This is a genomic window from Streptomyces yongxingensis, from assembly GCF_055597465.1.
Window position 1 is genome coordinate 6,340,149 of record NZ_CM145717.1, and the last position, 26,864, is coordinate 6,367,012.

Consider the following 26,864-nt stretch of genomic DNA (forward strand, 5'->3'; position numbering starts at 1 on the left):
GATGGCTCGCACCCGCACTCAGCTGCTGATGGCCGCCGCCGGGGTCGCGGCCGTGTTCACCGCGACCGGCTGCGGCGCGGCGGACATGACCAAGCAGACCTCGCCGTACGCCAATGTGGGCGGGGCGAAGAGCGTCACGCTCTCCGTCCAGTCGTGGGTCGGCGCCCAGTCCAATGTCGCGGTCGCCCAGTATCTGCTGGAGCACGAGCTGGGCTATCGCGTCGACACCGTGCAGGTGGACGAGGTTCCGGCGTGGGACGCGCTCAGCCAGGACCGGGTGGACGCGATCCTGGAGGACTGGGGCCACCCGGACCAGGAGCAGCGCTACGTCAAGGACAAGAAGACGATCGTGCCGGGCGGCGGGCTCGGCGTCACCGGCCATATCGGCTGGTGGGTGCCGAAGTACTTCGCCGACGCCCATCCGGATGTTCTGGACTGGAAGAACCTCAACAAGTACGCGAAGACCTTCAAGACCGCGGAGAGCGGCGGCAAGGGCCAGCTGCTGGACGGTTCACCGTCCTATGTCACCAATGACAAGGCGCTGGTGAAGAACCTGAAGCTGAACTACCAGATCGTCTTCGCGGGTTCGGAGGCGGCGCAGATCACCCAGATGAAGCAGTTCGCCAAGGCGAAGAAGCCGTTCCTGTCGTACTGGTACGAGCCGCAGTGGCTGTTCAACCAGGTGCCGATGGTCGAGGTGAAGCTGCCCAAGTACACGGACAAGTGCGCTGAGGAGGGCACCAAGGACCCCGACACCATCGACTGCGCCTACCCGACCACACCGCTGCAGAAGTACCTGAACGCGGACTTCGCGAAGAAGGGCGGCAAGGCGGCGGCGTTCCTGAAGAAGTTCCACTGGACCAAGAAGGACCAGAACGAGGTGTCGGAGTTGATCGCCTCGCAGGGGATGTCGCCGCAGGACGCCGCGAAGAAGTGGGTCGAGGCGCATCCGGACGTCTGGAAGAAGTGGATGCCCTGAGCACGGATCGCGCTCAGGGCGGCCCGCGCGACCGGATTACTTGAGGAAGCCCGCGGTGTCGAGTGCGAGGCCGAGCGGTTCGGGGAGCGTCACCGGCTCCCCGAACGCCACTCGGTGCTTGTCCCGGTAGCGGCCCTTCCCGTCCGGCGCGGAGTACACGGTCGTGGAGCCCTCGTCGTCGTGCGGGTCGATCAGCAAATAGATCGGCACGTTGGAGTGAGCGTAGCCCTTGACCTTGTCCCCGAGGTCGCGCGCTCGTGTGGCGGGCGAGGTGATCTCGGCGACGAGCAGGACGTCACCCGCCTTGACCTGCCACTCCTCCATGCTCTTCAGCGCTTCCGACTCGCAGATGAGCAGGTCCGGGATGTACCTCTCCTCCGTCGCGGGGAGGAAGACCGTGGCGGTGTTGGTAATGATCCAGTCTTCCGGTACCTCACGGTTGAGACGACGCTGGAGTCGGCCGTAGATCCAGTTGTGGAAATTCGCAGGCGTCGGTGAGATGACGATCTCCCCCCCGATGAGTTCTGCCCGCATTCCATCCGGCAGCTCCAGCTGGGCATGGATGTCGAGCAGACTTTCGAACTCTTGGTCGGGCAGTGGCGCCGTCATCACGAGACCTCCCATTGGCGGGTCCCCCTCCTGGCTGTGTTGCCTTCGTGCCGTACTGCCATGCGGGGGCCTGTCACCATCATGCGTTACGCGATGACTCCGATGTCGGATAACGGTCCCCCGTCGCCAATAACGACGACGGGGGAGGATGGTCACACGGTCGGCTTGTAGGCACCGGGGGTCATGCGGGTGGTCACACCGATCCGGTTCCAGGCGTTGATGGTGAAGATCAGGGCGATGACCTGGGCCAGCTCCCGCTCCTCGAAGTGCTTGGCGGCCCGCTCGTAGACCTCGTCCGGGACGAAGCCGTCGGTCAGGACGGTGACGGCCTCGGTCAGGGCGAGGGCGGCCTGCTCCTGCTCGGTGTAGAGGTGGACGGCCTCCTCCCAGGCGTTGAGGAGGTAGAGGCGCTCCTCGGACTCGCCCGCCGCGCGGGCGTCCTTGGTGTGCATGTCGATGCAGAAGGCACAGTGGTTGAGCTGTGAGGCACGGACCTTGACCAGCTCGGCCAGCTTCGGGTCGACGCCCTTCCTGGCGGCCGCGTCCAGGGTGACCATGGCCTTGTAGACCTCGGGGGCGGCCTTGGCGAACTGCATCCGTGGGCCGTGCGTGTGGGAAGTTCCGGTCGTCATGCCTCCACGCTAGAGGCCGGGCGGCCCACGGGTATGGTCCATTTCCATGGCGGATTCATGGGCCACTCCGAGGGGCGCACCCGGACAGCGGACAGACGGCCCCGGACAGCGGGCGGGCGGCCCGGCCGGGCCGGGTGCGGATCTCCATCTGGATCTGCCGCGGGGCGGCGGGACCGGAGTGCGGGACGCGCTCATCCGCGCCCTGCGCGACGCCGTCCGCGGCGGGCGGCTCGCCCCGGGCACCCGGCTGCCCTCCTCCCGCTCCCTCGCCGCCGACCTCGGCATCGCCCGGAACACCGTGGCCGACGCCTATGGGGAGCTGGTGGCCGAGGGCTGGCTGACCGCCCGGCAGGGCTCGGGCACCCGGGTCGCCAAGCGCGTCGTGCCGCCGGAGCCCGCGCCGCCGCGCACACCCCCGCCCGCCGCCGTGGCCGCCACCCGGCCCACCTACGATCTGCGGGCCGGTCAGCCCGATGTCTCGGCCTTCCCCCGGTCCGCCTGGCTCTCCGCGGCCCGGCGCGCCCTGACCGCCGCGCCGAACGACGCCTTCGGCTACGGCCACCCCGCCGGACGGCCCGAGCTGCGGCGGGTCCTGGCCGACTATCTGGCGCGCGCCCGCGGGGTGCGGGCCGCGCCCGAACGGATCGTGGTCTGCGCGGGGTTCGTCCAGGGGCTGGCCCTGCTCAGCAGGGTGCGGGCGAAGGCCGGACACCGTGAGGTGGGCGTGGAGTCCTACGGGCTCGACGTCCACTGGAACGTGATCCGCGGGGCCGGGCTGCGCACCGTGCCGCTGCCGGTCGACCAGTGGGGCGCGCGGACGGCGGAGCTGGACCGGTCGGCCGGGCTGCGGACCGTCCTGCTCACCCCGGCGCATCAGTTCCCCACCGGGGTTTCGCTGGACCCCGACCGGCGCGCCGCCGTGGTCGACTGGGCGTCCCGGGTGGGCGGACTGGTGCTGGAGGACGACTACGACGGGGAGTTCCGCTATGACCGTCAGCCGGTCGGGGCGCTCCAGGGGCTCGACCCCGAGCACGTGGTCTATCTGGGCACCGCCAGCAAGAGCCTGGCGCCCGCGCTGCGGCTGGCGTGGATGGTGGTGCCGGACCATCTGATGGACGACCTCCTGGCGGTCAAGGGAACGGGGGAGTGGCAGTCGGGCGCGCTGGACCAGCTGACGCTCGCGGAGTTCATCGACTCCGGGGCGTACGACCGCCATGTGCGCGGTATGCGGATGCGCTACCGGCGCCGCCGCGACCAGTTGGTGGCGGCGCTGGCCGAACTCGCCCCGCGGGTGCGGGTCACGGGCATCGCGGCGGGGCTGCACGCGGTGCTCCAACTGCCGCCGGGCACCGAGCGGTCCGTGGTGCAGGGCGCGGCCTGGCAGGGCCTGGCCCTGGACGGGCTGGCCCGCTACCGCTACCGCGAGGAGCGGCAGCCGGACGAGCCAGGACCGGGCCCGGACGCGCAGCCGGACGCACTGGTCTTCGCCTACGGCGCCCCGCCCGACCACGCCTTCACGGGCGCCCTGGAGGCGCTGTGCCGGGTGCTGCCGTGAAGGCCACGCCTCCGTTGCCCTAAGGTGGGCGGTCGCGGTCCCGGGGACCCGGGGAGAGAACGGCCTCGGGGGAGCCGAGGGCCTCGGCCGGGACGACGGCCCGGGGGAGCGGAACGGGGAGACGGGGATGGAACGGAAGACGACGCGGCGGCTGCGGTCGAGCACGGTGATCCTGGGCGGTATGGGCGCGCTGGCGGCGGCGCTCACCTCCTGTGGTTCGGAACCGGACAAGCGCTGTGTGGACCGGAACAGCTATGACGCGCTGAACGGCTATCGGGTCGTCGACTCCAGCGCCTGCAAGGGCTCTTCGTCCACCACGGGCGGCAAGGGGAAGAAGAGCCGGAGCACGTCGCGCGTGGACGGCGAGTGGTACTACGACTCCGACGTCAGCGGCCGCTGGGCGGACTACGGCACCTTCGACAAGAGCAAGGCGGCCGACCGGGGCGGCTTCGGCTGCTCGGGCTCCAGCGGCGGCTGAGCGGGCCGCCCCACGATGAAGCGCCACACCATCGACCCCCGCCCCGACTGGCAGTCCACGGTGGAGGAGCAGGGGGTCATCTATCCGCTGACCCGCTACCCGGACGGCTCGCTGCGCCCCTACTGGGACGAGAGCGCCTACTACGCCTTCTCGCTGCCCGAGGTCGAGGCGCTGGAGGAGGTCGTCGAGGAGCTGCACCGGATGTCGCTGGCGGCGGCCGCCCATATCGTCGAGACCGGCCGCTTCGCCGACCTCGGCATCGACGATCCGCGGCTGGCCGGGCTGATCGCCGAGTCCTGGCACCGCCGGGCCGAACAGCCCAGCGTCTACGGCCGGTTCGATCTGCGCTACGACGGTGAGTCTGGCCCGGCGAAGCTGCTGGAGTACAACGCCGACACACCCACCTCGCTGGTGGAGGCGGCCAGCGCCCAGTGGTTCTGGATGGAGGACCGCTTCCCGGGCGCCGACCAGTGGAACTCCCTCCATGAACGGCTGGTGGACGCCTGGCGCACCCAGGCGGCGCTGCTGCCGCCGGGGACGCCCCTGTACTTCGCCCATTCGGCCGGGGACGAGCTGGGCGAGGACCTGATGACGGTCGCCTACCTCCGCGAGACGGCCGAGCAGGCCGGGCTGAGGACCGAGGCGATCTCCATGGAGGACATCGGCTGGGAACGGCTGTCGGGCCGCTTCGTGGACAAGCGGTTCCGCTTCATCCGGAGCTGCTTCAAGCTCTACCCCTGGGAGTGGCTGGCCACCGACCGGTTCGGCCCGCATGTGCTGGACACGCTCGACAACGGGGGCGGCACCGGATCCACCCTGTGGATCGAACCGGCCTGGAAGATGCTGCTGTCCAACAAGGCGCTGCTGGCCGTGTTGTGGGAGCTCTTCCCGGACCACCCCCATCTGCTGCCCGCCTACCTCGACGGCCCCCGGGAACTGGCCCGCACCACCGGCTATGTGGCCAAACCGCTGCTGGGCCGCGAGGGCGCGGGGGTCACCGTGCATCCGCCGGGCGAGGAGCCCGTCGTGCGCGACGAGCCGTGCTGCTACCAGGAACTGGCGCCGCTGCCCGACTTCGACGGCAACCGCGTGGTGCTCGGCACCTGGGTGGTCGAGGGCGAGGCGGCGGGGCTCGGCATCCGTGAGTCGGCGGGGCTGGTGACGGATGAGTACGCGCGCTTCGTCCCGCACGTCATCCTCTGAGCGATACCGGATCATTCGGCCAGCACCGCCCTCAGCTGATCCAGCCCCCACTCCAGATCCTCCTCGCTGATCACCAGGGGCGGGGCGATCCGGATCGTGGCGCCATGGGTGTCCTTGACCAGCACTCCGCGGTCCATCAGCCGCTCGGAGATCTGCCGCCCGGTGCCCCGCGACGGATCGATGTCCACCCCCGCCCACAGCCCCCGGCCGCGCACCTCCTGGACCCCCTTTCCCAGCAGCAGTCCCAGCTCCCGGTGGAGCAGCCCGCCCAGCGTGGCCGAGTGCCGCTGGAACTCCCCGCTCCGCACCATCGCGATGACCTCCAGGGCGACCGCGCAGGCGAGCGGGCTGCCGCCGAACGTCGAGCCGTGCTCCCCGGGGCGGTGCACCCCGAGCACCTCGCGGGAGGACACCACCGCCGACACCGGGACCACTCCGCCGCCCAGCGCCTTGCCCAGCACATACACGTCCGGGACCACGCCCTCGTGCTCACAGGCGAAGGTGGTGCCGGTGCGGCCGAGGCCCGACTGGATCTCATCGGCGATGAACAGCACATTCCGCTCCCGGGTCAGCTCCCGGACCCCGGCCAGATAGCCGGGCGGCGGCACCACCACCCCCGCCTCCCCCTGGATCGGCTCCAGCAGTACGGCGACCGTCTCCTCGGGCGCGGCGTCGAGCGTCGCCGCCATCGCCGCCAGATCCCCGTACGGCACGATCGAGAACCCCGGGGTGAACGGGCCGTGGTCGGCACGGGCCTCCGGATCGGTGGAGAAGCTGATCAGGGTGGTCGTCCGGCCGTGGAAGTTGTTCCCGGCGGCGATGATCCTGGCCCGGCCGCCCGGGACGCCCTTGATCCGATAGCCCCATTTGCGGGCGGTCTTGACGGCCGTCTCCATCGCCTCCGCGCCCGTGTTCATGGGCAGCACCATCTCCATGCCGCACAGCTCGGCCAGCTCGGAGCAGAAGGCGCCGAAGCGGTCGTGGTGGAAGGCGCGGGAGGTGAGGGTGACCCGGTCCAGCTGGGCCTTGGCGGCCTCGATCAGCCGGCGGTTGCGATGCCCGAAGTTGAGCGCCGAGTATCCGGCGAGCAGATCGAGATAGCGGCGGCCCTCGACATCGGTCATCCAGGCGCCTTCGGCGGACGCGACGACGACCGGCAGCGGATGGTAGTTGTGCGCGCCATGGGCCTCGGCGGCGGCGATGGCCCGCTCCGCGGAGCGTCCCGGTCCCATCTTGTCCTCCTTGTCTCACTAGCTAGAGTGGGGGTGCGCATCGTGACTGGCGAGCCGAGCGTGGAACCGACCACGAGGAAGCGATGCGCGGCCACAGCGCCACGAGGTGCCGCCCGCCTGGGCACCCCGGGACACGACCGGACCGTCACCGATCGCCCCGGAGGACCCGATGAGCCTGCCCCTGTCCCATCCCGCCCTGCTCGCCGCCGACCCCGAACTGGCCTCCCTCGTCGGCTCCGAGGAACTGCTGCAGTCCGAGACCCTGCGCCTGATCCCGAGCGAGAACTATGTCTCCGCCGCCGTCCTGGAAGCCTCCGGGACGGTGCTGCAGAACAAGTACAGCGAGGGCTACGCGGGCCGCCGCTACTACGAGGGCCAGCAGGTCATCGACCAGGTGGAGACCCTGGCGATCAACCGGGCCAAGGCCGTCTTCGGCGCCGAGCACGCCAATGTCCAGCCCTACTCCGGCTCGCCCGCCAACCTCGCGGTCTATCTGGCCTTCGCCCGGCCCGGTGACACGGTGATGGGCATGTCACTGCCCATGGGCGGTCATCTCACCCACGGCTGGGGCGTCTCCGCCACCGGCGCCTGGTTCCGCGGAGTCCAGTACGGGGTGCGGCAGGACACCGGCGCGATCGACTTCGACCAGGTGCGCGAGCTGGCCCGCAAGGAGCGGCCCAAGCTGATCTTCTGCGGTGGCACGGCGGTGCCCCGCACGATCGACTTCGCCGCCTTCGCGGAGATCGCCCGCGAGGTGGACGCGGTGCTCGTGGCCGATATCGCGCATATCGCCGGTCTGATCGCGGGCGGCGCCCATCCCTCGCCCGTCCCGTACGCCGATGTCATCTCCACCACCACCCATAAGACGCTCCGGGGTCCGCGCGGCGCGATGCTGATGTCGCGCGAGACCCATGCCAAGGCCATCGACAAGGCCGTCTTCCCCGGGCTCCAGGGCGGTCCGCACAACCAGACCACCGCCGCCATCGCGGTGGCCCTGCACGAGGCCGCCCAGCCCGCCTTCCGTGACTACGCCCGGGCCGTGGTCGCCAACGCCAAGGCGCTCGCCGAGGAACTGCTCGCCCGCGGCTTCGATCTGGTCTCCGGCGGCACCGACAACCATCTGATCCTGATGGACCTGACGCCCAAGGAGGTGCCGGGCAAGGTCGCGGCCAAGGCCCTGGACCAGGCCGGGATCGTGGTGAACTACAACACCGTTCCCTACGACCCGCGCAAGCCCTTCGACCCCTCCGGCATCCGGATCGGCACCCCCTCCCTCACCTCGCGCGGTCTGTCCACCGAGCACATGCCCGCCGTGGCCGACTGGATCGACCGCGGGGTGACCGCCGCGAAGAGCGGTGACGAGGGCGCCCTCGCCAAGATCAGGGCCGAGGTGTCCGAGCTGATGGCGGCCTACCCGGCGCCCGGTCTGCCGACCGGCTGACCCCCGGCGCGGGCCCCTGCCCGGCCTCCAGGCCGGGCAGGGGCCGCCACCACTGCTCCTCCCGGATCCGGTCGTCGTCGGCCACCGGCACCGGCAGGCCCACGATCCGGGCGAGCACCCGCTCGACCAGCGTCTCCCCGCCCTCCGGCGGGACGCCTGCCCCCGGGGGCGCGCCTGCCTCCGGCTCCACGCCGCCCGCTTGCGACACGCCGTGCCGCGACGGTCCGCCGGATGGCGGTATCCCCGGCCCCCGCCCGAGCGCCCGCAGCTCTCCGGGCAGCCCTTCCTCGGCCATCTCCCTCGCCTCCCCACTCCATCTCATCGGCCGTCTCCATCTCGGTCTCCGACGACTCCGACGGCCCCAGCAGCCGCTCAAGCCGTCTCAGGGCGCGGCTCAGCCGCGATTTCACCGTGCCGCGCGGCCAGCCCAGCGCCTCCGCGGTCTCCCCCTCGTCCAGATCCAGCAGATAGCGGTAGATCACCACCCGCCGCTGCGGCTCGCTCAGCTCCTCCAGCGCGGCCAGCAGCCGCGCCCGCCGCTCGCCCGCCAGCGCCACGGCCGCCGGATCGGCCGACTCCGGTATCACCGGCTCGGCTCCGGCCAGCAGCGCCCCCTCCCGGTCCGCCGCCGTGCGCCTCCGGCGCGCCGAGCGCACCGCGTTACTCGTCTCATGGGCGACGATCCGCAGCAGCCAGGGCCGGAACGCCGCCTCGCTCTGGAACCGCCCGAGCGCGAGATACGCCTTCACAAAGGCGTCCTGCACCACATCCTCGGCATCCGCGCCCGCCCCGAGCAGCCGGGCGGTGCGGTGCGCGATCGGCGCATGGGCCCGCACCAGCTCGGCATACGCCTCGGCGTCGCCGGCCCGCACCCGCGCGATGATCTGTGCTTCACCAGTCCTCACACATCTCATACACCGGCGGACGGAGTCCGGTTCCACACCTGAGAGAATGGGTGCCATGGCCCTCGATCGTCCCCGTGCGCTCTCCGGTATCCAGCCCACCGCAGGTTCCTTCCACCTCGGCAACTACCTCGGCGCGATCCGGCAGTACGTCGCGCTGCAGGAGACCCACGACGCGTTCTACACCGTGGTCGACCTGCACGCGATCACCGTGCCGCAGGATCCGGCGGAGCTGCGCGCCAACAGCCGGCTCGCCGCCGCCCAGCTGCTCGCCTCCGGTCTGGACCCGGACCGCTGCACGCTCTTCATCCAGAGCCATGTGCCCGAGCACGCCCAGCTCGGCTGGGTGATGAACTGTCTCACCGGCTTCGGCGAGGCGTCCCGGATGACGCAGTTCAAGGACAAGTCGGCCAAGCACGGCGCCGACCGGGCCACCGTCGGCCTCTTCACCTACCCGATCCTCCAGGTCGCGGACATCCTGCTCTACCAGGCCAACCACGTCCCCGTCGGCGAGGACCAGCGCCAGCACATCGAGCTCACCCGCGATCTGGCCGACCGCTTCAACGGCCGCTTCGGCGAGATCTTCACCGTCCCCGAGCCGTACATCGTCAAGGAGACGGGGAAGATCTACGACCTCCAGGACCCGACGATCAAGATGAGCAAGTCGGCGTCCACGCCGAAGGGCATCGTCAGCCTCCTCGACGAGCCCAAGGTCTCGGCGAAGAAGATCAAGAGCGCGGTGACTGACCTCGAGACGGAGATCCGCTTCGACGAGGAGAAGAAGCCGGGCGTCAGCAATCTGCTGACCATCTACTCCACCCTGACCGGCACCGCCATCGCGGAGTTGGAGCGCCGTTACGAGGGCAAGGGCTACGGCGCGCTCAAGACCGACCTCTCCGAGGTGCTGGTCGAGTGGGTCACGCCGTTCCGCGACCGGACCCAGGAATACCTGGGCGACCCCGCGACGTTGGACGGAATCCTGGCCAAGGGCGCCGAGAAGGCCCGGGCCGTCGCCGCCGAGACGCTGGCCGCCGCCTACGACAAGGTGGGCTTCCTGCCCGCGGCGCGCTGAGCGGCACGCCGAGCGCCGTGCGCACCACCCGGTGAGCACGGCGCGCCCCGCGCACGTATGAACACGTATGAATACGGACCCGCGCGGATAGCGGAACACACCGGTCCGGCCCCCTGACCAGGGGGCCTTTGGACGGGTGTGCCGAAGGACCGAGGAATCTAGCCGCGAAGGCGGCGCAGCCGCCACACTGACACGGGTGCAGCGGCCAGAACCCAGCAGCCCGGGAGGGCCAGGAGGGAGAACGCAGTGGGGACCGTAACGCTCGGCGTTTCGATCGCGGTCCCGGAGCCGTACGGCAGCTTCCTCCAGGAGCGGCGCGCGGGCTTCGGGGACCCGGCCGCCCATGGCATCCCCACGCACGTCACCCTTCTGCCGCCGACCGAGGTCGACGCCTCGACGCTGCCCGCCGTGGAGGACCATCTGGCGCGGGTCGCGGCCGAGGGGCGGCCGTTCCCGATGCGGCTGGAGGGCACCGGCACCTTCCGGCCGCTCTCGCCGGTGGTCTTCGTCAGGATCGTCGAGGGCGCGGAGGAGTGCGCGGTGCTCCAGGAGCGGATCCGGGCGGAGTCCGGGCCGTGCGCGCGTGAGCTGCAGTTCCCGTACCACCCGCATGTCACGGTCGCGCACGGCATCGACGAGGAGGCGATGGACCGGGCGTTCGTGGAGCTCAAGGAGTACGAGGCCGCCTGGACGATCACCGGCTTCGCGCTGTACGAGCAGGGGGCGGACGGGGTCTGGCGGCTGGACCGTGAATACCCCTTCGGGGCGGACGAACGGCCGGGCGGCGCCCCGCCCGTGGTGCCCCGTCAGGCCGATCTCTCGCGCCCGGCGGCACCCTCCCACTGAGCGCTCCGCCGGAACGCTCCGCCGGGGCTCCGGTGCGTCAGTCATCCGCGGGCCCGTCCTCGATGGCCTCGGGGGCGCCGGGTGATCAGGCGGCGGACGGCCGCCAGGGCGATCTCGGAGATGCCGCCCGGGACGAGCGGCGACTGCGGGGAACCGACGACGTCCTTCATGGTGGAACTCATCCGCACGATCCGGGGCATATGGAGTGATCGTGCGCCCGTATGCACGCCCTCACCGAAAAGAGTGATGAGGGGAGCGCCGGTCCGGGGAACCCGGATACCCGTACCGCGCGCCCGGCGCGCCGAGGAGTGACACCGCGCAGAGGGGTAGTTGCTGATCATGGAATTGTTGACCCGGCTGCCTGTCGTCGGCCCCGCGCTGGCCCGGCTGATGCGCACCCACGCCTGGCGTACGTACGAACGGCTCGACCGCGTCCACTGGACCCGGCTCGCCGCCGCGATCACGTTCACCAGCTTCATCGCCTTCTTCCCGCTCATCGCCGTCGGGGCGGCGATCGGCGCGGCGACGCTCACCCGGTCGCAGATGGCGCAGCTCCAGAAGAAGCTAGCCCAGCAGATCCCCGGTATCTCCGGCCAGCTCGACCTGGGCGCACTCGTCCAGAACGCCGGCACGATCGGGGTCGTCGCGGGCGCCCTGCTGCTGTTCACCGGCATCAGCTGGGTGGGCTCGCTGCGCGAGTGCCTGCGGGCGGTATGGGAGTTGGAGGAGGACCCCGGCAATCCGCTGGTGCGCAAGGTCAAGGACGCGTACGTGCTGGTCGGGCTGGGCGGGGTGGCGCTCGTGTCGTTCGCCGTGTCCGCCCTGGCCGCCACCGCCGTGGGCCGGATCGCCCGGCTCATCGGCATCCCGGAGAACGGGGTCGGCGGCTGGCTGCTGCGGATCGCCGCGTTCCTCATCGCCGTCGGCGCCGACTTCCTGCTGCTGTGCTACGTGCTGACCTGGCTCCCCGGCGTGGAGCCGCCCCGCCGTACGGTCGTGGTCGCCGCGCTCATCGGGGCGATCGGCTTCGAACTGCTCAAGCTGCTGCTCAGCAGCTATCTGAAGGACGTGGCGGCCAAGAGCATGTACGGGGCGTTCGGGGTGCCCATCGCGCTGCTGCTGTGGATCAACTTCACCGCGAAACTCACGCTGTACTGCGCCGCCTGGACCGCCACCCCGCCCGCCGCCCAGGCCGAGCACGAGGCGGAATGGGCGGCGGAGGCGGACAAGGCCCAGCCGTCTGGGCCGCCCGAGCAGTCTGGGCCGCCCGAGCCGTCCGGGCCGCCCGAGCCGGAGGTCGAGAAGCACCGCGCCGGCGGGCCGGAAGGCCCGCCGGCGGCGGCGTGACACAACGGGCGGTGGCGACCGTAAGGCGGTCACGGCGGCCGTGAGGGCTTCGCTCAGTCGCGTGAGCGGCGGCGCACCAGCTCCGGGAGCGGCCAGCGGCGGTGCACCCCGAAGGCCACCGCGCCCAGCAGGGCCAGGGAGCCGCCCGTGATGCCCACCGCGGTCCACATGCCGCCCGAGCCTCCGTTGTCCGCCGAGACGGACGCCTGGGCGTGCTTATGGCCGTCCTCGCCACCGGCCGAGGGGTGGTCCGCGCCCGCCGCGCCCGGCCGGACGAGGGTGCCGACCGGGTTCACCGAGCCCGACGCCTTGAAGCCCCAGTCGAAGAGCTTCGCGGTCTCCTTGTAGACCTCGTTCGCCTCCTTCTGCTGCGGGTTCATGACGGTGACCAGCAGCACCCGGTTGCCGCGCTGGGCGACCCCGGTGAAGGTGGCGCCCGCGTTCGTGGTGTTGCCGTTCTTGACCCCGGCGATGCCCTTGTAGGGCTCGACGCCGAGGCCGGTCAGCAGCCGGTTGGTGTTCTGGATGCCGAAGCTGGAGCGGGTCTTCTTGCCCTTCTTGTCCTTCTGGAACGTGCCGGGGAACTGCGCGGTCGCCGTCGAGCAGTACTCCCGGAAATCCGCCTTCTGCAGCCCCGAGCGGGCGAAGAGGGTCAGGTCGTACGCGCTGCTGACCTGGCCCTTCTCGTCGTAGCCGTCCGGGGTGACCACATGGGTGTCCCGGGCGTTCAGATACTTCGCGTGTGCCTGCATCTCCCTTACGGTCGCCGGGACCCCGCCGTTCATGGCCGACAGCACGTGCACCGCGTCGTTGCCCGAGCGCAGGAAGACGCCGAGCCACAGGTCGTGGACCGAATAGGTGTAGTTCTCCTTGACCCCGACCAGGCTGCTGCCCTCGCCCATCCCCTCCAGGTCGGACAGCCGCACCTTGTGGGTCTTCGTCTTCGGCATCTTCGGCAGCAGCGTGTCCGCGAACAGCATCTTCAGCGTGGACGCGGGCGGCAGCTGCCAGTGGGCGTTGTGCGAAGCGAGCACATCGCCCGACTCGGCGTCTGCCACCAGCCACGACTTCCCGCTGAGCCCCTTGGGCAGCGCGGGCGCGCCCGGCTTCGGGTCCACCTGGGTGTCGGGGCGGCCGAGCCGCTTCCCGCCCACCGTGGACATGTGGGCGGGCGGCTTGACCGCGTCGGTGGAGCCGCCCGGCTGGTCGGCGGCGTGCGCCGGGGCGGCGGCGAGCGGACCGCACAGCAGGAGGGCGGCGGCGGTGGCGGCCAGCGGGGCCACGGCACGGCGGGCGGGGGTGCGGCCCTTGCCGGAGATCTTGTCGGTGCTCTTGCCGGTGCTCTTGCCGGTGCTCTTACGGGTGCTGTGTCGGACGTGAGTGCTGGTGAAGGAAGGTGTGGGCACGGAGGTGAACGTACCTGGCGTCGCTGAGGAGAGCGACAGCAGCGCCGACGTATTGACGACAGACCCCCGCGTGGAGGTATGGGAGGCCGTGCCCATACTGGAGACCATGAAGCTCAGCCGCCCCGTGTCCTGGTTCCTGCTCGCCTTCGGGGTCTGGAGCTGGGTCATCTGGTTCACCTTTGTCAAAAATTTGTGGAAGGACGCCAGCGGACTCGCCTTCGACGACTCCGGTGACCCCACCGCGTACTTTTGGGTTCATCTGCTGCTCGCGATCACCTCGTTTCTCTTGGGGACGGCGATCGGGGTGATCGGGTTGCGTGGCGTGCGCGCCCTGCGTCGGAACGATGCCTCCGAGTAGCCGTTCCAGGTAGCCGTGGCAGGTAGTCGCGTAGCCGTGTAGTCGCTAGGGGAGGGGACCGGGGATGGTCGTGCTCTACGTCCTGATCGCACTGGTCGTCGTCGGTCTGCTGACCGGCGTCCACTGGTACGTATGGCGGCGGCTCGTCCGCGATACGACGGCGGGTGGGGGGTGGGCGCGCCGTACGGGCACGGCGGCGGCCTTCGCGCTACCGCTGATCAGCGTCGGCGCGCTGATCGCGGGCCGCGCGGGCGCGCCCTTCCCCCTCCAGCGCGCCCTCGCCTGGCCGGGCTACCTCTGGCTCGCGCTGCTCCTGTACCTGACCCTGGCCCTGCTGGTCGGTGAGGCGGTACGCCCGCTGTTGCGCGCCTGGCTGAGCACGTCCGCTGATGTGCGGTCCACCGAGGGCCCGGGGGCGGCCGCCCCCGGGCCGACGGCGTTCGCCGACGACAGCGGCGCCGCCGCTCCCGCTCCGGCGGCCGTCGGCACGGGCGGCCGGGGCGGCCGCGAGGGCGCGGCGGCCGAAGGCGGCGCGGGCTCAGCGGCCGGAGACGGCATGGGCGCGGCCGTGGTGAGTGAAGCCGAGGCCGTCGCCGACGGGGCCGTCGAGGCGCCGGCCGGGGCGGCGGGGCCCGCCGTGGCCGGGGCGGTCAAGGTCGCCGAGGGCGCCGCCGCCGAGCCCATCGCAGGGGCGGTCGCCGAGGGCGGGGCGGCGGTCCCCGTGGACGCGGCCCTCGCGCCCTCTCGGCGGCTCTTCGTCGCGCGGGCCGTGGCCGTCGGGGCCACTGCCGTGGCGGCCGGGACGGTGGGGTACGGGACGTACACCGTGTTGCGTGGGCCGCGGGTCAAGCGGATCACCGTGCCGCTCGCCAAGCTGCCGCGCCGCGCGCACGGCTTCCGGATCGCCGTCGTCAGCGACATCCACCTCGGGCCGATCCTGGGCCGCGACCACACCCGGCGGGTGGTCGAGGCGGTCAACCGCACCAACCCCGACCTCGTCGCCGTCGTCGGCGACCTCGTGGACGGCAGCGTGGCCGACCTCGGTCCGGCCGCCGAGCCGCTGCGCGGGCTGACCGCCCGCCACGGCAGCTACTTCGTCACCGGCAACCACGAGTACTACTCGGGCGCCGCCGAGTGGGTGGACCATGTGCGCGAGCTGGGCCTGCGTCCTCTGGAGAACCAGCGCACCGAGCTGCCCGGCTTCGATCTCGCCGGGGTGAACGACGTCGCGGGCGAGAGCGAGGGCCAGGGCCCCGACTTCGGTAAGGCGCTCGGCGACCGCGACCGCTCACGCGCCTCCGTGCTGCTCGCCCATCAGCCGGTGGTGATCCACGATGCGGTGAGGGCGGGCGTCGACCTCCAGCTCTCCGGCCACACCCATGGCGGTCAGCTCTGGCCCGGCACCTATGTGGCCGAGCTCGCCAACCCGACCGCCGCCGGGCTCGAGCGGTACGGCGACACCCAGCTCTATGTGACCCGTGGCGCGGGCGCCTGGGGCCCGCCGGTACGGGTCGGGGCGCCCCCGGACGTCACCGTCGTGGAGCTCGCCTCGACCCGCGCCTGAGCGACCGCCACCTCAGCCCTGACCCGCGCCCACCGCGACCGAAACGGATCGGTCACGCAGGCTGGTCAGCGGGCCGGTCAGCGGACGGGTCAGCGGGCCGGTCAGCGGACGGGGCAGCGGCCCGGTCAGCGGGCGCGGCAGCGGCCCGGTCGGCCGTCGCCGTCCCTACAGCCGCCCGCACCGCCCGCCTGTGCGGCAGCGTCGCGTTGCGGATGCCCGAGACGCGGTCGTGCGGGGCCAGCCGGTCCGGGTGGCGCAGCGTCTTCCGTACGCAGACCGCCGTCAGCGTGAACCCGGCCATCACCGCCAGCAGCTGAACGGGGCTCAGCGCCATGAGGACCGCCGCCGCGCCCTGCGTGCCCGAGTCGCGGGCGGTGGCGAACAGGTGGGCGGGATACGGCTCGTTCAGCAGGGTCAGCGCCGCCAGGAACAGCCCCGCCAGGAACGGCATCACCAGCGCCCCGATCAGCAGCGCGCGCAGGGTCAGCCGCCAGACCACCAGCGGACCGCCGTCCTCCGCCACCAGCTTCAGCAGCAACAGCCGCTTTCCGGGGGTCGCCCCCGTCGCCAGCGGCAGCAGCACGAACCAGGCCACGAAGATTCCCACCAGCGTCCAGGTCGGGGCCGACCCGCCACGGTAGATCACGGCGGTGGTGAACACCGAGGCGAGGACATATCCGGCCACATCCACGACCAGCGCCGTCAGCCGCCGCCCGAACGGAACCGGCCGCGCCGCCAGCGCCCGCCCGTCCAGCGTCTCCAGCGTCGGCAGCATCCGCGCGACCGGCCCGGCCAGCAGCCAACCGGCCACCGCCCCCGCCGTGTTGACGATCAGGTCGTCCACGTCGAACAGCCGGTACGGGCAGGTGTAGAGGCCCCATACCCCGGTCCACTGCGTCAGCTCGAAGGACAGCGAGACCGCGAAGCCGATCGCGGCGGTGGCGCGCAGCGAGCGCCGGAAGTGATAGCGCAGGAAGACGCCGAGCGGCAGGAGCAGCAGCAGGTTGAAGACGGTTCCGGCGACGGCGGGGTTCTGGAGGACCAGCGCGTTGAGCCCGACCTTGTGGTCGGCCTCCTTCCAGATGTCTCTGAAGGTGTTCCCGGGCATCCACTGCGGATGGGCCACCATCGCGAACCGCTGGCACATGTCGGCGGTCTGCTTCGGCAGCGGCACGATCGTCATGCAGAGGGCCGTGAGCGAGTAGTAGAGGAAGCCGTACAGCGACAGTGCCCGCCCCCGGGACATCACGCCGTGACGGCGGTACAGGGCGACGGCTGTCGGCAGCAACAGTAAGAGCGCCAGCAGGGGGAAGAGCGCGGCAGCGGTCTTGATCGGGAGAACGTAGGCGGTGGCCATGCCCACGACTATACGCGATGTGTATACCCCCTGTGCATAGTTCCCCAGCACCCGCCGGAACGACGAAGGCGGTCCCGGAACGAGGAAGGCCCCGCCCCCGGAAACCCGGGAAGCGGGGCCCTCGCCCGTAACTGTCCTAGAAGCGCCGCGTGATCAGCGCGCGCTTCACCTCCTGGATGGCCTTCGTGACCTCGATCCCTCGCGGGCACGCCTCCGTGCAGTTGAAGGTCGTACGGCAGCGCCAGACGCCGTCCTTGTCGTTCAGGATCTCCAGCCGCTGCTCACCGCCCTCGTCACGCGAGTCGAAGATGAAGCGGTGGGCGTTGACGATCGCCGCCGGGCCGAAGTACTGGCCGTCGTTCCAGAACACCGGGCACGACGAGGTGCACGCGGCGCACAGGATGCACTTGGTGGTGTCGTCGAACCGCTCGCGGTCCGCCGCGGACTGCAGCCGCTCACGCGTCGGCTCGTTGCCCGTCGTGATCAGGAAGGGCATCACATCGCGGTACGCCTGGAAGAACGGCTCCATGTCCACGATCAGGTCCTTGAGGACCGCGAGCCCCTTGATCGGCTCGACCGTGATGGGCTTCTCCGGGCTGATGTCCTTGATCAGCGTCTTGCAGGCCAGCCGGTTGCGGCCGTTGATCCGCATCGCGTCGGACCCGCAGATGCCGTGGGCGCAGGAGCGGCGGAAGGTCAGGGTGCCGTCCAGCTCCCACTTGATCTTGTGGAGGCCGTCGAGGACGCGCTCCTTCGGATCGATGTCGATCTGGAAGTCCTCCCAGACCGCCTGGTCCGAGACCTCCGGGTTGAAGCGCCGGATCCGGAAGGTGACGGTGATCAGGTGCGAGGCGGTGGCGTCGGCCGCCTCGGGGGCCTGGTCGGACTTCTCAAGCGTGGGGGTGCTCATCAGTACTTACGCTCCATCGGCTGGTAGCGGGTCTGCACGACCGGCTTGTAGTCGAGGCGGATGGACTCGGAGCCGTCCGCGCCCACCTCTCGGTACGCCATGGTGTGCCGCATGAAGTTGACGTCGTCGCGGTTCGGGTAGTCCTCGCGGTAGTGGCCGCCGCGCGACTCCTTGCGGGCCAGGGCGGAGATGGCCATGACCTCGGCCAGGTCGAGCAGGTTGCCCAGCTCGATGGCCTCCAGCAGATCGGTGTTGAACCGCTTGCCCTTGTCCTGCACGCTGACGTTCTTGTAGCGCTCGCGCAGGTGGCCGATCTCCTCGACGGCCTCCTTGAGCGTCTGCTCGGTGCGGAAGACCATGACGTTCTTGTCCATGGTCTCCTGGAGCGCCTTGCGGACCTCGGTGACCCGCTCGGTGCCGGTCGCGTCGCGCAGGTTCTCGACCTGTGCCTGGACGAACCCGGCCGGGTCCTCCGGGAGCTCGACGAAGTCGGCCGTGGCGGCGTACTCCGCGGCGGCGATGCCCGCCCGGCGGCCGAAGACGTTGATGTCGAGCAGCGAGTTGGTGCCCAGGCGGTTGGCGCCGTGCACCGAGACGCAGGCGACCTCGCCGGCCGCGTACAGGCCCGGTACGACGGTGTCGTTGTCCGCCAGCACCTCGCCCTGGACGTTGGTCGGGATGCCGCCCATCGTGTAGTGCGCGGTCGGCTGGATCGGGATCGGGTCCGTGTACGGCTCGATGCCCAGGTACGTCCGCGCGAACTCGGTGATGTCGGGCAGCTTGGCGTCCAGCTGCTCCGGCGGCAGGTGGGTGAGGTCCAGGTAGACGTGGTCGCCCTCGGGACCGCAGCCGCGGCCCTCGCGGATCTCCGTGTAGATCGACCTGGACACCACGTCGCGCGAGGCGAGGTCCTTCATGACCGGCGCGTACTTCTCCATGAAGCGCTCGCCGTCCTTGTTGCGGAGGATGCCGCCCTCACCGCGGGCGCCCTCCGTCAGCAGGATGCCCATGCGCCAGATGCCGGTCGGGTGGAACTGGAAGAACTCCATGTCCTCCAGCGGCAGCCCGCGCCGGTAGGCGACCGCCTGGCCGTCACCGGTGAGGGTGTGGGCGTTGGAGGTCACCTTGAAGAACTTGCCGCAGCCGCCCGAGGCGAAGACGACGGCCTTCGCCTGGAAGACGTGCAGCTCGCCGGTGGCCAGCTCGTACGCCACCACACCGGCGGTGCGCTTGACCCCGTCGACCTCGGTCATCAGGAGGTCCAGGACGTAGAACTCGTTGTAGAACTCCACGCCCTCCTTGACGCAGTTCTGGTACAGCGTCTGGAGGATCATGTGACCGGTGCGGTCCGAGGCGTAGCAGGACCGGCGGACCGGGGCCTCGCCGTGGTTGCGGCTGTGGCCGCCGAAGCGGCGCTGGTCGATGGTGCCGTCCGGGGTCCGGTTGAACGGCAGGCCCATCTTCTCGAGGTCCAGGACCGAGTCGATGGCCTCCTTCGCCAGGATCTCGGCGGCGTCCTGGTCGACCAGGTAGTCACCGCCCTTGATCGTGTCGAAGGTGTGCCACTCCCAGTTGTCCTCCTCGACGTTGGCGAGGGCGGCGGCCATGCCGCCCTGCGCGGCGCCGGTGTGGGACCGGGTCGGGTAGAGCTTGGTGAGCACCGCGGTGCGGCTGCGCTTGGTCGACTCGATGGCCGCGCGCATCCCGGCCCCGCCGGCGCCGACGATGACGGTGTCGTACTTGTGGATCTTCATGAGTGGATACCTCAGCCCCGGGGCCTAGCGGATGTTCGGGTCGAAGGTGAAGATCACCAGAGTGCCGAGCACGATGGTGAATCCCGCCGCCGTGTAGAGCAGCGCCTTCAGCCACAGGCGGGTGTTGTCCCGCTCCGCGTAGTCGTTGATGATCGTGCGCAGGCCGTTCGCGCCGTGCAGCGTGGCGAGCCAGAGCATGATCAGATCCCATGCCTGCCAGAACGGCGAGGCCCAGCGGCCGGCCACGAAGGCGAAGCCGATCTTGGTGACACCGCCGTCCAGCACGAGCTGGATCAGCAGATGGCCCAGGACCAGGACGACCAGCAGGACGCCGGACAGGCGCATGAAGAGCCAGCCGTACATCTCGAAGTTCGTCCGGGTCGCCCTGGGCGTCTTACGGGTGCGGGCCCGCGGCGGCTCGATGACCGGGGCCGGATGATCCACGTCGTACGCGCTGACCGCGTCGCTCGCGGGGGTGGTGGTCTCGGCGGACATGTGCGTCAGCTCCCGAACAGTTCGCGCAGCGTGTGCTGGAGGACCGGGTAGAAGGCACCGGCCATCAGCACGACCCAGATGCCGACCACGCCCCAGAGCATCTGGCGCTGGTACCTCGCGCCCTTGGACCAGAAGTCGACGGCGATGACGCGAAGGCCGTTGAGGGCGTGAAACAGGATGGCGGCCACCAGGCCGTACTCCATCAGGTTCACGACGGGATTCTTGTACGTGGCGACCACGTCGTCGTACGCCTCGGGCGAGACGCGGACCAGCGAGGTGTCCAGCACATGTACGAACAGGAAGAAGAAGATGAGGACGCCGGTGACTCGGTGAGCCACCCAGGACCACATGCCTTCCCGGCCGCGATACAGCGTTCCAGCCGGCACGGAAAAACCCTCCGGAAGCGGGATTGGGGCCTGCCGGCTTCACGGTCGGTCGGGCCCGGCCGGGTACGGTCCACCGGCCCTGGCCATCGTACCGACGTGTTGTCGGAGGGTCCGGCCGGGGGGCTCAAGTGTGATCGATCAAGCACGTACGGGCGATCACGCGATCCGGAACCCGGGCACTTCCGGCAGCCGGGGCCGATTCTCGGTCAGCCGGACCAGTCTGCCGCGGGCGATGCGCCGCAGCTCCTCGGCGGTGTTGTCCCGCTCCCGCTCCCACTCGTTGCCCAGCCGGTCCCGGATCCCGGTCAGCAGCCGGTCCAGCCGCTCCTCGGGCGGCAGACCATCCAGACAGATGACGAAAACGTGACCGAATCGACGCTCGTACGCGTCGTGGGCGGCCTGGAGCGCGGTGTGCGCGGCCAGCGACCTCAGGCTGTCCGCGGGCGGCAGCTCATGGCCGACGACCGACTCGTCCGCGAGCGCCTCGTCCAGATCGGCGGGGGTGAGGTCATAGCTGGCCTCGTCCCCGGCGGCCAGCAGCGCCTCCAGGTCCGGGTACGGGCGGTGGGCCGCGATCAGCCGCGCCCAGCGGCGGCTGCCGCAACAGGACAGGAGCGCGGCCTCGGCCGCGTCGGCGGGGGCGGTGTTGAGCCGGTCGAGGCGGGAGGCGGCGGCGCGGGACCTGGACCTGGACAGCGTGGACTCCTCGGACACGCATGAGGCGCGCATGGGATACGGACGCCCGGGAGGAACGGACCCCGGGGGAGGCGTGGGACACATGGGCTGAGCGCGTGAGCAGTACACGCTAACGACGCGGGGAGGTGGGTGTGCCGGAGGGAACGCGATATCACCCGAACGGGGAGGTTTTACTACATGCGGTGGACGGCATTCGGGGCGCAGGGCGTTTTTCGGCCACACGCGGCCGGACGTCCGAAGCGGGGAGGGTCCGAGGAGGAGGTACACCGCCATGGGATTGCCGCTCAGAGCCACCAAGGCGTCCTGCGTCCGCGGTCTCATCGCGGGCGCCGTCGTCACCCTCGTCCTGATAGCCCTCGGCTGCCAGCAGACGAACGGCGGACACCCCCCGCCGGGCACCCGCTCCTCGCCCGCGCGGTCCTCCCCCCACGCCACGACGGCCACCTCGGCGCGGTCCCCCTCGGCCGTCCCGCCCCACCGCACGGCGGTCTCCGCGCCGCCCCGCACCATCCCCTCCGTCCGCGACTTCACCCCGGCCTCGGGCCCCGGCTGGCGGCCCGGCGACAACAGCCGGGTGGTGGCCGACCTCAAGGGCCCGCTCGCCGACGAGGCCCGCATGATCGCCGCGGAGCTGGGGCTGCGCACCACCTCCGGCCCCGCCCGCCGAGGTGACCTCTCCCTGGCCCTCGCCCCGAAGGAGCGCGGCGGCGGCGAGGCGTACACCCTGACGGTCGCGGGCGGCCGCGCCCGGATCACCGGCCCCGCCGACGCGGGCGTCTTCTACGGCACCCGCACCGTGAAACAGGCCCTGCGCTCCGGCGGCCGGCTCCCCGAGGGCGTGATCCACGACCGGCCCGGCCGCGCCCAGCGCGGCCTCAACCTGGACATCGCGCGCAAATTCTTCTCGGTCGGATGGATCGAGGCCCGGATGCGCCAGATGGCCGATCTCAAGCTCAACCAGCTGGCCCTGCACTTCTCGGACGACCAGGGCTTCCGCATCCAGAGCACCAGCCACCCCGAGATCGTCTCGTCCCAGCACCTCACCAAGGACCAGGTCCGGCAGATCGTCGCGCTCGGGCAGCGGCTGCACATCACCCTCATCCCCGAGATCGACTCGCCCGGCCACCTCGGCGCCGTCATCCGGGCCCATCCGCGGCTCCAGTTGCGCAACGCGGGCGGCACCACCTTCCAGGGCTCGGTGGACATCTCCCAACCGGCCGCGGCCCGCATCGTCGACGACCTGATGCGCGAGTACGCCCCCCTCTTCCCCGGCCGCTGGTGGCACCTGGGCTCCGATGAGTACCTCGCGCTGACCGTCAAGGACCCCCAGGCGTCGTTCCCCAAGCTGGTGGCCGCCGCCAAGAGGGAATACGGCCCCAGCGCCCGGGTGCAGGATCTGGTCACCGGCTGGCTGAACGACCGGGCCCGGCTCGCGCGGCAGCTCGGCAAGCGGCCCAAGGCGTGGAACGACGGCTTCTTCGCGGGCGGTGTCGTCCAGCCCGCCAAGGACATCGAGGTCGAGTACTGGACGGGACGGCTGAAGGAGACGGCGCGGCAGCCGCTTGAGTATCTGAAGGAGGGCCGCGAGGTGGTCAACCTCAACGACTCCTTCCTCTACTACGTGCTCGGCGAGCCCGGCGGCTTCACCTATCCGACCGGGGAACGCATTTACGAGGACTGGTCCCCGGCGGTGCTGCGCGGCTCCACACCGATCGCCGACAAGAGCCTGACCGGACCCGACCGGATCCTCGGCGCCCGCCTCGCGATCTGGGGCGACCATCCCGAGGCCCAGACCCCCGTTCAGGTGGCCCGGGGCATCCGGCTGCCGCTCGCGGCGCTGGCGCAGCGGGTGTGGGACCCCGGGAAGCCGCCGCTGAGCTGGTCCGACTTCACCCGGCTCGCGGAGCGGCTGGGGGTCTGAGCGCGGGGGCCACCGAACCGAGCGCGCACTCCCGGGAGCGTGCCGGGAGGGAGAGAGGGAGAAAAGAAGGACGGTCGGGGCCGCCACCCCCCACAGGAGAGGCCCCGACCGTCGATCAGGAGAGCCTGGAACAGGCTCGTACCCCTTACAGCGTCGCACGCCTCGATTGCGTCACACCTCCCCTTGCGCGAAACCGGGGACTTCACCCCGCTGTCCGGGGCTCGTTCCGCTCTGGACGGGACCGGTCGGATGCCCGTAACGTGCAGGTCCGCGCTCTGGGCGCGGTCAGAGGCTCATTTTCTCGCGTGGCCCGGAGCGGTCACGTTCCCAGGGGGACTCAAAAGACCATGTATCCGTGTGGGAACTGCCGCGCTGTCGCCGTCGGCCCCGACGGGCGCTGTGCCGCATGCGGGACCTACCAGCAGCAGCTCCAGCAGCCGTCCGGCCCCCCGCAGCAGCCGTCCTTCCCGCCGCAGGGCCCGGCGATGCCCGGTGGCTACCCGGCCGCTCCGCCGATGGGCATGCCGACCGGCGGGGTCGATCTCCGGCGCGGGCTCTCCACCACGCTCGTCGCGCTGTTCGGGCTGGCCCTGCCCGCGCTCATCTTCCTCCTGGTGGCGCGATCCGGCCAGTACAGCGTGATCGGGGACATGCTGGACGCGGTCGAGGGCAAGTCGGTCTCCATCACCGAGGACGACCTCAACGACGCCGACGACATGTTCACCACGGCCCAGATCATCTACTCGCTGCTCACCGTCGCGATCGCCGTGGTCTGGGCGATCTGGTTCCGGCGGCTGCGGCTGAACGCCGAGGTCTTCGCGCCCGGCCAGCACCGCTTCAGCAGCGGCTGGGCGGCCGGGTCGTGGTTCACCCCGGTGGTCAACCTCTGGTTCCCCAAGCAGATCGCCAACGACATCTGGCGCGCCAGCTCCCCGCAGGGGCCGCACGCCGTCAGCCGCGGTCTGCTGAACGGCTGGTGGGTCACCTGGATCGTGGCGCTGGTCACCAACGCCGTCGGCGGGATCCGGTACAACCTGCTGCGGGGCAAGGTGGAGGGTGACGACTACGCCCCCTCTCCCTCGGAGGCGAAGAGCGACATCGAGAGCCTGCACTCCATCCTGGCCTTCGACATGTTCGCCATCGTGATCTTCATTGCCGCGGCGGTCCTGGCGCTGCTGCTGGTCCGGCAGATCACCGCGATGCAGGAGCAGCGGGCCTCGCTGCCCCCGCAGATGGCCGGTCCGGCCCCGTACGGGATGCCGTCGCCGAACCCGTACGGCTCCCCGGCCCACGGCACCACGCCGTATGGTGCCCCTCAGATGCCGCCGACCCCGCCGCCCGGCCAGCCCGGTCAGCAGTACCCGCCCTACGGGCAGGGCTAGCCCGCGGGTTACGCCGGAATCGACTGGACCACGGATTCTCCGAGTGGGGCAGGAAGAGAGCGTGCAGGGGGACGACGCGGAACTGACCGCCGCGGTGCTCGCGGCGCAGGAAGGGGACGAGACCGCCTTCCGGACCGTCTACCGGTCCGTGCACCCTCGCCTCCTCGGCTACGTGCGCACGCTGGTCGGCGATGGGGACGCGGAGGACATCACCTCGGAAGCTTGGCTGCAAATCGCCCGTGACCTGCAGCGCTTCAGCGGAGACGCGGACCGGTTCCGGGGCTGGGCGGCCCGGATAGCCCGCAATCGCGCGCTGGACCACATACGGATGCGCGGCCGCCGCCCGGCCATCGGCGGCGATGAGTCGGAGCTGGAGTTCCGCCCGTCCGACGCGGACACGGCCGGTGAGGCGATGGAGGCCATCGGCACCGGCAAGGCGCTCGGGCTGATCTCCCAGTTGCCGCAGGACCAGGCCGAGGCGGTGGTGCTCCGGGTGGTCCTCGGCCTCGACGCCAAGAGCGCGGCCGCGGTGCTGGGCAAGCGGCCCGGGGCGGTGCGCACCGCCGCCCACCGGGGTCTGCGGCGGCTCGCCGATCTGATCGGCCCCGCGGCCGGGGGCGATTCGGTGCTCGACGGGGTCCCGGGGCAACGCGAGTCACACGGCGGTGGCGCAACCAAGCCGGGTGCGGCGAAGTCTGCTGGTGTGACGGATTCACGCGCGCCAACGCAGAAGGACATGTGATGGCCGAAGACCACCGCTACAGCTGGCTGGATGACAGTGCCGCGGAGCGGTTGCTTCGCGGCGAACCGGTCGAGGGGCAGCCTGCAACTCCCGACGGCCGGGGCGACCAGTCATATGCCGACGCGGAACGGTTGGCGGCCGTGCTCAGCGCCGTCGCCGGCGCGGGCCGTACGGCGGCCCCCTCCGACGCGTCCGCGCTTCCCGGTGAGGAGGCGGCCGTGGCCGCCTTCCGGGCGGCCCGGGTCGAGGTCGACGCCGAGGCGGGTTCCGTGGCCGAGATGGACATGGCCCGGCGGCCGCACCGGATCCGGTGGTTCAGAGAGAGACAGCCGCGGCTGCGGCGCCCGCTGCGCGCGGGCATGGTCGCGGTCGTGGCCGGATGCGCGCTCAGCGGATTCGCGGTGGCGGCAGCCGCGGGGGTACTGCCGACACCGTTCGGGCAGAGCGATCCCGCTCCGGGCCCCTCGGTGAGCATGCCGAACGGCGGTTCCGGCGGGGACTCCGCCCATCCGGAGATCTCCCGGGACGGCGGTACGACGGCGCCTGATCCCAGCGGTTCGGGCGACAACGATGCCAGCGATGTGGGGTCGAACGGCGCCCAGGGCGGAACGGTTCCCTCCGACCCGGAGGGCGACGGCAAGGGCAAGAACGGCACGTCGGAGGGTTCCTCCAAGGGTGAGCCCGGCGTCCCGGACTGGGCCCTGCGCGTCTGCCCGCGCTACCTGGACTCGGAAACGGGTGTGGGCGCGGACCTCGACAAGAAGTCGCTGAAGAAGCTGGCGAAGGCGGCGGGCAGCGCGTCCGCCATCCACGGCTACTGCACGCAGGTCCTCGCGGACGACGGTACGGGCAGCACTCCGCGCAGCGGCGAGGGCACGGGCAGCGGCGGCGACAGCGGCGGCTCGGACAACGGCGGGGGTGGCGGGGGCGGCAACGGCGGCTCCGACGGTTCCGGTTCCGGTGACAGCGCCGGTTCGGGCAGCGGTGACTCCGGCGGAGACCCGGGAAAAGGGAGCGGGGACGGCGACCCGGTCCCGCCGCCCCCTCCGCCGGACACCACGGACACCACGGACACGCCGAGCGACGCCACCACGCCGACTCCCGCGGCTGACGACCCCGCGACGTTGAAGGACCCCGCGACACCCACGGATTCGCCCGCTTCGGGCGACCCCACGACCACCGCGGAAACGGGTGCCGACTGAGACTCCGGCACCCAGGTGTGACGTTTTTTTCAGCGGTGACGCTGAAAGAAACGGGCCGACTGGTCATCGGCCGCGCGGGAGCCGAGGTTCCCCCCGTACCGACGGCTCCGCGCATTCGGCGCGGGCAGAGCACGTTCCCCCGGCTCTGCCCGCGCCGCCCTCTTTTTCGCGCCCAGAGGGCGACGCCTGCGGCGGGCCGTTCCCCTCCCCGCCCCTTCCCGAAACTGGTGCTTCGCCCCAGACCCCCGGGCCGGGGCTTCTCCCCAGTCCCCCGGAGCGGGCTTCGTCCCAGCCCTCCGGGGCGGGGTTTCGTCCCAGACCCCGGGGCGGGGCTTCGTCCCAGTCCCCCGGGCCGGGGCTTCGCCCCAGTCCCCCGGGGCGGGGTTTCGTCCCAG

At 71.2% G+C, this 26,864-nt stretch carries 25 protein-coding genes, 1 pseudogene and 1 riboswitch; of the genes and pseudogenes, 14 read left to right on the plus strand and 12 right to left on the minus strand.

The window, feature by feature from the left end; genetic code table 11:
* The first annotated feature begins 1 nt into the window (after nt 1).
* Nucleotides 2–979, plus strand: coding sequence for an ABC transporter substrate-binding protein (locus ACZ6TD_RS27350; RefSeq protein WP_471342377.1), 978 nt, complete (start codon nt 2–4; stop codon nt 977–979).
* 36 nt (nt 980–1,015) lie between these two features.
* Here the strand turns inward: ACZ6TD_RS27350 and ACZ6TD_RS27355 are convergent, their stop codons facing one another.
* Both ACZ6TD_RS27355 and ACZ6TD_RS27360 read right to left on the minus strand, forming a co-directional pair.
* Nucleotides 1,016–1,588: a Uma2 family endonuclease gene (locus ACZ6TD_RS27355; RefSeq protein ID WP_471342379.1), complete on the minus strand. Its 573-nt coding sequence runs from the start codon at nt 1,586–1,588 to the stop codon at nt 1,016–1,018.
* Nucleotides 1,589–1,740: 152 nt separating this feature from the next.
* Nucleotides 1,741–2,220: a carboxymuconolactone decarboxylase family protein gene (locus tag ACZ6TD_RS27360; protein ID WP_471342380.1), complete on the minus strand. Its 480-nt coding sequence runs from the start codon at nt 2,218–2,220 to the stop codon at nt 1,741–1,743.
* 46 nt (nt 2,221–2,266) lie between these two features.
* On the opposite strand from ACZ6TD_RS27360, the gene pdxR reads away from it, so the two are divergent.
* The 3 genes from pdxR (at nt 2,267) to ACZ6TD_RS27375 (ending at nt 5,456) form a co-directional block, all read left to right on the plus strand.
* The gene (gene pdxR, locus ACZ6TD_RS27365; protein ID WP_471342381.1) at nt 2,267–3,775 is read left to right on the plus strand and encodes a MocR-like pyridoxine biosynthesis transcription factor PdxR; all 1,509 of its coding nucleotides are present in this window, start codon (nt 2,267–2,269) and stop codon (nt 3,773–3,775) included.
* A 127-nt stretch (nt 3,776–3,902) separates the two neighbouring features.
* Nucleotides 3,903–4,253 (plus strand): hypothetical protein, encoded by a 351-nt coding sequence (locus ACZ6TD_RS27370; RefSeq protein ID WP_471342383.1) that lies wholly within the window; start codon nt 3,903–3,905, stop codon nt 4,251–4,253.
* A gap of 15 nt (nt 4,254–4,268) precedes the next feature.
* On the plus strand, nt 4,269–5,456 hold the full coding sequence (locus ACZ6TD_RS27375) for a glutathionylspermidine synthase family protein (RefSeq protein WP_471342385.1): 1,188 nt from the start codon (nt 4,269–4,271) through the stop codon (nt 5,454–5,456).
* Nucleotides 5,457–5,467: 11 nt separating this feature from the next.
* Here the strand turns inward: ACZ6TD_RS27375 and rocD are convergent, their stop codons facing one another.
* Nucleotides 5,468–6,688, minus strand: coding sequence for an ornithine--oxo-acid transaminase (gene rocD, locus ACZ6TD_RS27380; RefSeq protein ID WP_471342386.1), 1,221 nt, complete (start codon nt 6,686–6,688; stop codon nt 5,468–5,470).
* A 32-nt stretch (nt 6,689–6,720) separates the two neighbouring features.
* A riboswitch (ZMP/ZTP riboswitch) is annotated at nt 6,721–6,818 on the plus strand.
* A gap of 39 nt (nt 6,819–6,857) precedes the next feature.
* Between rocD and ACZ6TD_RS27385 the strand changes: the two genes are divergently transcribed.
* Nucleotides 6,858–8,129: a serine hydroxymethyltransferase gene (locus ACZ6TD_RS27385; protein WP_471342387.1), complete on the plus strand. Its 1,272-nt coding sequence runs from the start codon at nt 6,858–6,860 to the stop codon at nt 8,127–8,129.
* A gap of 344 nt (nt 8,130–8,473) precedes the next feature.
* On the opposite strand, the pseudogene ACZ6TD_RS27390 reads toward ACZ6TD_RS27385, so the two are convergent.
* A pseudogene (locus ACZ6TD_RS27390) lies at nt 8,474–9,013 on the minus strand (RNA polymerase sigma factor); the annotation flags it as partial.
* A gap of 76 nt (nt 9,014–9,089) precedes the next feature.
* On the opposite strand from ACZ6TD_RS27390, the gene trpS reads away from it, so the two are divergent.
* On the plus strand, nt 9,090–10,103 hold the full coding sequence (trpS, locus tag ACZ6TD_RS27395; RefSeq protein WP_471342389.1) for a tryptophan--tRNA ligase: 1,014 nt from the start codon (nt 9,090–9,092) through the stop codon (nt 10,101–10,103).
* A gap of 246 nt (nt 10,104–10,349) precedes the next feature.
* Nucleotides 10,350–10,949 (plus strand): 2'-5' RNA ligase family protein, encoded by a 600-nt coding sequence (locus ACZ6TD_RS27400; protein ID WP_471342391.1) that lies wholly within the window; start codon nt 10,350–10,352, stop codon nt 10,947–10,949.
* Nucleotides 10,950–10,990: 41 nt separating this feature from the next.
* Here ACZ6TD_RS27400 and ACZ6TD_RS27405 read toward each other — a convergent pair whose 3' ends face one another.
* Entirely contained in the window at nt 10,991–11,131 is a 141-nt protein-coding gene (locus ACZ6TD_RS27405) for a hypothetical protein (protein WP_471342393.1), read from the minus strand.
* Nucleotides 11,132–11,288: 157 nt separating this feature from the next.
* Between ACZ6TD_RS27405 and ACZ6TD_RS27410 the strand changes: the two genes are divergently transcribed.
* Nucleotides 11,289–12,296, plus strand: a complete 1,008-nt coding sequence (locus ACZ6TD_RS27410; protein ID WP_471342395.1) for a YihY/virulence factor BrkB family protein — start codon at nt 11,289–11,291, stop codon at nt 12,294–12,296.
* A gap of 53 nt (nt 12,297–12,349) precedes the next feature.
* Here the strand turns inward: ACZ6TD_RS27410 and ACZ6TD_RS27415 are convergent, their stop codons facing one another.
* Nucleotides 12,350–13,702: a D-alanyl-D-alanine carboxypeptidase family protein gene (locus ACZ6TD_RS27415; RefSeq protein ID WP_471342396.1), complete on the minus strand. Its 1,353-nt coding sequence runs from the start codon at nt 13,700–13,702 to the stop codon at nt 12,350–12,352.
* A gap of 106 nt (nt 13,703–13,808) precedes the next feature.
* Between ACZ6TD_RS27415 and ACZ6TD_RS27420 the strand changes: the two genes are divergently transcribed.
* The gene (locus tag ACZ6TD_RS27420; protein WP_037953585.1) at nt 13,809–14,060 is read left to right on the plus strand and encodes an SCO4848 family membrane protein; all 252 of its coding nucleotides are present in this window, start codon (nt 13,809–13,811) and stop codon (nt 14,058–14,060) included.
* A gap of 64 nt (nt 14,061–14,124) precedes the next feature.
* Nucleotides 14,125–15,624 carry a metallophosphoesterase gene (locus ACZ6TD_RS27425; protein ID WP_471342398.1) on the plus strand — a complete coding sequence of 500 codons (1,500 nt, stop codon included), beginning with the start codon at nt 14,125–14,127 and terminating at the stop codon, nt 15,622–15,624.
* Nucleotides 15,625–15,676: 52 nt separating this feature from the next.
* Here ACZ6TD_RS27425 and ACZ6TD_RS27430 read toward each other — a convergent pair whose 3' ends face one another.
* The 6 genes from ACZ6TD_RS27430 to ACZ6TD_RS27455 form a co-directional block, all read right to left on the minus strand.
* The gene (locus tag ACZ6TD_RS27430) at nt 15,677–16,981 is read right to left on the minus strand and encodes a VanZ family protein (RefSeq protein ID WP_471342399.1); all 1,305 of its coding nucleotides are present in this window, start codon (nt 16,979–16,981) and stop codon (nt 15,677–15,679) included.
* Nucleotides 16,982–17,117: 136 nt separating this feature from the next.
* Nucleotides 17,118–17,891, minus strand: a complete 774-nt coding sequence (locus ACZ6TD_RS27435) for a succinate dehydrogenase iron-sulfur subunit (RefSeq protein WP_471342401.1) — start codon at nt 17,889–17,891, stop codon at nt 17,118–17,120.
* On the minus strand, nt 17,891–19,645 hold the full coding sequence (gene sdhA, locus ACZ6TD_RS27440; RefSeq protein ID WP_471342403.1) for a succinate dehydrogenase flavoprotein subunit: 1,755 nt from the start codon (nt 19,643–19,645) through the stop codon (nt 17,891–17,893). The genes ACZ6TD_RS27435 and sdhA overlap by 1 nt, the downstream gene beginning before the upstream one ends.
* Before the next feature lie 24 nt (nt 19,646–19,669).
* Nucleotides 19,670–20,140 carry a succinate dehydrogenase hydrophobic membrane anchor subunit gene (locus ACZ6TD_RS27445; RefSeq protein WP_037953443.1) on the minus strand — a complete coding sequence of 157 codons (471 nt, stop codon included), beginning with the start codon at nt 20,138–20,140 and terminating at the stop codon, nt 19,670–19,672.
* 5 nt (nt 20,141–20,145) lie between these two features.
* Entirely contained in the window at nt 20,146–20,526 is a 381-nt protein-coding gene (gene sdhC / locus ACZ6TD_RS27450; protein ID WP_037953444.1) for a succinate dehydrogenase, cytochrome b556 subunit, read from the minus strand.
* A gap of 156 nt (nt 20,527–20,682) precedes the next feature.
* Complete coding sequence (locus ACZ6TD_RS27455; protein WP_471342405.1) at nt 20,683–21,255, minus strand: 2-oxo-4-hydroxy-4-carboxy-5-ureidoimidazoline decarboxylase; 573 nt, start codon at nt 21,253–21,255, stop codon at nt 20,683–20,685.
* A 238-nt stretch (nt 21,256–21,493) separates the two neighbouring features.
* Between ACZ6TD_RS27455 and ACZ6TD_RS27460 the strand changes: the two genes are divergently transcribed.
* From ACZ6TD_RS27460 to ACZ6TD_RS27475, 4 genes are all read left to right on the plus strand, one after another.
* Entirely contained in the window at nt 21,494–23,143 is a 1,650-nt protein-coding gene (locus ACZ6TD_RS27460) for a beta-N-acetylhexosaminidase (RefSeq protein ID WP_471342407.1), read from the plus strand.
* Nucleotides 23,144–23,490: 347 nt separating this feature from the next.
* A complete protein-coding gene (locus ACZ6TD_RS27465) occupies nt 23,491–24,525 on the plus strand; it encodes a DUF4328 domain-containing protein (protein ID WP_471342409.1) in 1,035 nt (344 codons plus the stop codon).
* Between the two features lie 61 nt (nt 24,526–24,586).
* Nucleotides 24,587–25,267, plus strand: a complete 681-nt coding sequence (locus ACZ6TD_RS27470) for an RNA polymerase sigma factor (protein WP_037953450.1) — start codon at nt 24,587–24,589, stop codon at nt 25,265–25,267.
* Nucleotides 25,267–26,469: a hypothetical protein gene (locus ACZ6TD_RS27475; protein WP_471342410.1), complete on the plus strand. Its 1,203-nt coding sequence runs from the start codon at nt 25,267–25,269 to the stop codon at nt 26,467–26,469. The genes ACZ6TD_RS27470 and ACZ6TD_RS27475 overlap by 1 nt, the downstream gene beginning before the upstream one ends.
* Nucleotides 26,470–26,864 lie beyond the last annotated feature (395 nt).

Coding starts and splice junctions, on each gene's coding strand:
- ACZ6TD_RS27350 (WP_471342377.1), top strand. CDS start 2: ATGGCTCGCACCCGCACTCAGCTGCTGATGGCCGCCGCCGGGGTCGCG.
- ACZ6TD_RS27355 (WP_471342379.1), bottom strand. CDS start 1,588: ATGACGGCGCCACTGCCCGACCAAGAGTTCGAAAGTCTGCTCGACATC.
- ACZ6TD_RS27360 (WP_471342380.1), bottom strand. CDS start 2,220: ATGACGACCGGAACTTCCCACACGCACGGCCCACGGATGCAGTTCGCC.
- pdxR (WP_471342381.1), top strand. CDS start 2,267: ATGGCGGATTCATGGGCCACTCCGAGGGGCGCACCCGGACAGCGGACA.
- ACZ6TD_RS27370 (WP_471342383.1), top strand. CDS start 3,903: ATGGAACGGAAGACGACGCGGCGGCTGCGGTCGAGCACGGTGATCCTG.
- ACZ6TD_RS27375 (WP_471342385.1), top strand. CDS start 4,269: ATGAAGCGCCACACCATCGACCCCCGCCCCGACTGGCAGTCCACGGTG.
- rocD (WP_471342386.1), bottom strand. CDS start 6,688: ATGGGACCGGGACGCTCCGCGGAGCGGGCCATCGCCGCCGCCGAGGCC.
- ACZ6TD_RS27385 (WP_471342387.1), top strand. CDS start 6,858: ATGAGCCTGCCCCTGTCCCATCCCGCCCTGCTCGCCGCCGACCCCGAA.
- trpS (WP_471342389.1), top strand. CDS start 9,090: ATGGCCCTCGATCGTCCCCGTGCGCTCTCCGGTATCCAGCCCACCGCA.
- ACZ6TD_RS27405 (WP_471342393.1), bottom strand. CDS start 11,131: ATGAGTTCCACCATGAAGGACGTCGTCGGTTCCCCGCAGTCGCCGCTC.
- ACZ6TD_RS27410 (WP_471342395.1), top strand. CDS start 11,289: ATGGAATTGTTGACCCGGCTGCCTGTCGTCGGCCCCGCGCTGGCCCGG.
- ACZ6TD_RS27420 (WP_037953585.1), top strand. CDS start 13,809: ATGAAGCTCAGCCGCCCCGTGTCCTGGTTCCTGCTCGCCTTCGGGGTC.
- ACZ6TD_RS27425 (WP_471342398.1), top strand. CDS start 14,125: ATGGTCGTGCTCTACGTCCTGATCGCACTGGTCGTCGTCGGTCTGCTG.
- ACZ6TD_RS27430 (WP_471342399.1), bottom strand. CDS start 16,981: ATGGCCACCGCCTACGTTCTCCCGATCAAGACCGCTGCCGCGCTCTTC.
- ACZ6TD_RS27435 (WP_471342401.1), bottom strand. CDS start 17,891: ATGAGCACCCCCACGCTTGAGAAGTCCGACCAGGCCCCCGAGGCGGCC.
- sdhA (WP_471342403.1), bottom strand. CDS start 19,645: ATGAAGATCCACAAGTACGACACCGTCATCGTCGGCGCCGGCGGGGCC.
- ACZ6TD_RS27445 (WP_037953443.1), bottom strand. CDS start 20,140: ATGTCCGCCGAGACCACCACCCCCGCGAGCGACGCGGTCAGCGCGTAC.
- ACZ6TD_RS27455 (WP_471342405.1), bottom strand. CDS start 21,255: ATGCGCGCCTCATGCGTGTCCGAGGAGTCCACGCTGTCCAGGTCCAGG.
- ACZ6TD_RS27460 (WP_471342407.1), top strand. CDS start 21,494: ATGGGATTGCCGCTCAGAGCCACCAAGGCGTCCTGCGTCCGCGGTCTC.
- ACZ6TD_RS27465 (WP_471342409.1), top strand. CDS start 23,491: ATGTATCCGTGTGGGAACTGCCGCGCTGTCGCCGTCGGCCCCGACGGG.
- ACZ6TD_RS27475 (WP_471342410.1), top strand. CDS start 25,267: ATGGCCGAAGACCACCGCTACAGCTGGCTGGATGACAGTGCCGCGGAG.